Source organism: Bradyrhizobium sp. P2_E8 (assembly GCF_056403875.1).
The window spans coordinates 1-3,918 of the sequence record NZ_JBFUES010000740.1 but is presented as its reverse complement, the minus strand read 5'-3'; the positions used below and the strand labels follow the sequence as shown (position 1 = coordinate 3,918).

At 65.8% G+C, this 3,918-nt stretch carries 3 protein-coding genes and 1 pseudogene; all 4 read right to left on the bottom strand.

Annotated features, from left to right (window positions below):
• Positions 1-13: 13 nt before the first annotated feature.
• Positions 14-763 (bottom strand): 6-phosphogluconolactonase, encoded by a 750-nt coding sequence (gene pgl / locus AC1D00_RS30805; RefSeq protein WP_477013256.1) that lies wholly within the window; start codon positions 761-763, stop codon positions 14-16.
• Positions 763-2,274 carry a glucose-6-phosphate dehydrogenase gene (gene zwf / locus AC1D00_RS30800; protein WP_477013255.1) on the bottom strand — a complete coding sequence of 504 codons (1,512 nt, stop codon included), beginning with the start codon at positions 2,272-2,274 and terminating at the stop codon, positions 763-765. The genes pgl and zwf overlap by 1 nt, the downstream gene beginning before the upstream one ends.
• A 40-nt stretch (positions 2,275-2,314) precedes the next feature.
• On the bottom strand, positions 2,315-3,313 hold the full coding sequence (gnd, locus tag AC1D00_RS30795; RefSeq protein ID WP_404553516.1) for a phosphogluconate dehydrogenase (NAD(+)-dependent, decarboxylating): 999 nt from the start codon (positions 3,311-3,313) through the stop codon (positions 2,315-2,317).
• 13 nt (positions 3,314-3,326) lie between these two features.
• Positions 3,327-3,918 (bottom strand): annotated as a pseudogene (locus AC1D00_RS30790) (bifunctional transaldolase/phosoglucose isomerase); the annotation flags it as partial.

The window sequence follows — 3,918 nt, the reverse complement described above, 5'->3', positions numbered from 1 at the left end:
CGCACAAGGTGCTTCAACGCGGCCCACGAATTTCCTCCGGAAGCGCGGCCTGGTCGACCAGCCAGACGGTCTCACCATTCGAGCGCGCGCGTACAGCCGGCAGAGTCTCGCCATTGAGGAGGCGCGTCAAGATCGGCTGCTTGTCATGTCCCGCAATCTCGAACAGCATTTCGCGGCAGGATGCAAGGACGGGCAGGGTGAGGGAGACCCGCGGCACGAAGGGGGCCACATTGGCCTTGGGCACCCCGACCACCCAGCGCTGCATTTCCTCGATCTCGGGATAGCCGGGAAACAGCGAGGCGGTGTGACCGTCCGGGCCGGCGCCCATCAGAACCAGGTCGAACAGCGGCCGGGCCGGATCGAGGCTTTCCGAACCATAGAAGGCCTGCAGCTCGCGCGCATAGGTCTCGGCGCTTTGATCCGGGCTTTCGGCCGCGGTCGGGATCGGGTGGATATGGCCGGAGGGCGCGTTGCGATCGAGAAAGACCGCGCGCGCCACCGCCATGTTGTTGAGGGGATCGCTCTCAGGCACGAAGCGCTCGTCGCCGATGAACCAGTGCACGCGATCCCACGGGATTTTTCGACGCCAGGCATCGCCGCCGAGCAGCTGATAGAGCTTCTTCGGGCTGGAGCCGCCGGTGAGGCAGATCGCGATTCGCCCCGCGTTGGCCGCAATCCGCGCCATGACCCGTTCGGCCGCGGCTTGCGCAAGGGCCTCGGCGTCGGCTGCGACGATCAGCTCCGGCTGGCCGGCCGCCGCCATCACGAAAACTTCCGCCAGCTTCGTCCGTCGCGCCGGAGCAGCTCATCTGCGCAGGCGGGGCCGTCGCTGCCGGCTTCATAGGTCTCGATGCCGTTGGTGCCCTCGCTCTTCCAGGCGTCCAGGAACGGCTGCACCGCCTGCCATCCGGCCTCGATGCCGTCGGCGCGCTGGAACAGGATGTTGTCGCCGATCATGCAGTCGTAGATCAGCGTCTCGTAGCCGGTCGAGGGATCGACGCGGAAATAGTCGCCGTAGCGGAACTTCATCTCGACGCCGTCGATGGTGATGCTCGGCCCCGGGATCTTGGCGTTGAACTGAAGCTCGATGGTCTCGGTCGGCGCGATGCCGATGGTGAGGAAGTTCTGCGACAGGCGGTCGACGTCCGTGCCCGAGAACATCGACAGCGGCGCCTGCTTGAACTTGATCGCCACTTCCGTCCGCTTGTGGCCCAGTGCCTTGCCGGTGCGCAAGTAAAACGGCACGCCGGCCCAGCGCCAATTGTCGATCATCAGCTTGAGCGCGACAAAGGTCTCGGTGGTGCTGCCGGGCTTGACGTCCTCGGTCTTGCGATAGTCCGTGATCGCGTCGTCGCCGATGCGGCCGGCGAGATATTGCGCGCGCACCGAATTTTTCAGCGCCTCTTCACGGCTTGGCTGCTGGATCGAGGTGAGCACGTCAGCCTTCTCGGAGCGCACGGAATGCGCGTCGAACCGGGCGGGGGGCTCCATCGCGACCAGCGACATCAGCTGGAACAGGTGGTTCGGCACCATGTCGCGCAGCGCGCCGGTGGCATCGTAGAAGCCGCCGCGATGGCCGACGCCGAGCTTCTCCTCCACCGTGATCTGGATGTGGTCGATATGGTTGCGATTCCAGATCGGCTCGAACATGCCGTTGGCGAAGCGCAGCACTAGGATGTTCTGCACCGTCTCCTTGCCGAGATAGTGATCGATCCGGTAGATCTGGTGCTCGTCCATGATCTTCAGCAGCTCGGCGTTCAGCGCGCGCGCCGAGACGAGATCGGTGCCGAACGGCTTTTCGATCACGAGGCGCCGCCAGGCGCCGTTCTCCTTCATCATGCCGGTGCGGCCGAGCTCGCGCGCGGTCGGCGCGAACGCGGCGGGCGGGGTCGCGAGATAGAACAGCCGGTTGCCGCCGGTGTCCTGCGCGCATTCCAGCGAATCCAGATGCTCGCGCAAGCGGTCGAAGGACGGCGGGTCCTTCGGGTCGGCTTCGACGAAGGTCAGGCATTGCAGTAGCTTCTGGGCGATGTCGTCGTCCACGGGCCGGGTCGCGAACTGGCGCAGGCCCTTCAACAGGCTGTCGCGCAGCTCGTCATCCGACTGGCCCTTGCGGGCCACGCCGACGACGCAGAATTTTTCCGGTAACAGGTGCTCGGCCGCAAGATTGTAGAGCGAGGGCATCACCAGGCGATGAGTAAGATCTCCGGTCACGCCAAAGATGAYGAAGGCGCAATTTTCCGGCTTGCGCTTTGCTTGCGGGTCTTTTGTCACGAATGATCGGCCTTCGCTCTGTTACCTGTTACTTCGGCTTTTATTTGGGCTTCGAAGCGCCCGGCTGCTTCGGCTCCTTGTGGCCGCCGAATCCCGCGCGCATCGCGGAGAGAATTTTTTCGGCAAAGGTGTGTTCCTTGCGGGAACGGAAGCGTGTGTAGAGCGCCGCGGTCAGGACCTCGGCCGGCACCGCCTCGTCGATCGCCGCATTGACGGTCCAGCGGCCTTCGCCGGAATCCTCGACGAAGCCGGAATATTCCGAAAGCTGCGGGCTGTCGGCGAGCGCGGTCGAGGTGAGGTCGAGCAGCCAGGACGGGATCACGCTGCCGCGCCGCCAGACTTCAGCGATGTCGGCGAGATCGAAATCGTAGCGATGATCCGCCGGCAAGGCCTCGATGTTGGCGTTCTTGAGGATGTCGAACCCTTCGGCATACGCCTGCATCAGGCCGTATTCGATGCCGTTGTGGATCATCTTGACGAAGTGGCCGGCGCCGACGGGGCCGGCGTGGATGTAGCCCTGCTCGATGCGGGGATCGCGCCCCTCCCGTCCGTCCGTGCGCGGAATGTCGCCGGCGCCGGGGGCGAGCGCGGCGAAGATCGGATCGAGCCGGTCGACCACCTGCTTCTCGCCGCCGATCATCATGCAATAGCCGCGGTCGAGACCCCAGACGCCGCCGGAGGTGCCGACGTCGACATAGTGGATGCCGCGTGCCTTCAGCGCCTTGCCGCGGCGGACGTCGTCCTGCCAGAAGGTGTTGCCGCCGTCGATGATGACGTCGCCTTCCTGCATCACGCCCGCGATCGTGTCGATCGTCGTCTCGGTGATGCGCCCCGCCGGCAGCATCACCCAGGCCGTGCGCGGCCGTTCGAGCTTTGCGATGAACTCCTCCAGCGTCGCCGAGCCCACCGCGCCGTCTGCGGCAAGGCCGGCGACGGCCTTGGCGTCCTTGTCATAGACCACGGTCGAATGGCCGTGGCGCATCAGCCGGCGAACGATGTTGCCGCCCATCCGGCCGAGGCCGATCATGCCGAGTTGCATCTGAGAGATTCCCTTAATTCAGCGCGTCGTTGAGCGCCGCATTGAGCGCCGCGAGACCTTTCTTGAGCCCGCCCTTCAGGTGGACGCGCAATGCGCGCCGCCCGCGCTCGGTCAGCACGTCGAAATCGCCGCGCGCCTGCGCCGCCTTGATCACGCCGAAGCTGGCCTTCTGGCCCGGCACGGCCAGGTCCTTGGCATCATCTGCGGTGATCTGGAGGAACACGCCGCTGTGCGGCCCGCCCTTGTAGGCTTGGCCGGTCGAGTGCAGGAAGCGCGGCCCGAACTCGGCGCAGGTCGCGACATGGCGTTTCTCGCGCACCTCGAGCCRCATCGCCTGAAGCGCGTCGATGGTTGCCTTGTCGCGCGCGATGTAGCCGAGCAGGGCGACATAATCGCCGTGGCCGGAGCGCGAGAGATGTGCCTTCAGCCATGAGGTGAGGTCGCCGTTGGCGCCGGCGGCGCRCAGCGCCGTGGCGTTGGCCTCGTCGGTGTAGAGATCGGCCTCGTCCGTGCTGACCACCGGCTGCTCCGCCGGCAGCGCGCCGGTCTTCTCGAACGACGCGGTGAGCTCGCGGGTCTTGATCTTGGCCGCTTCCACGTCCGGC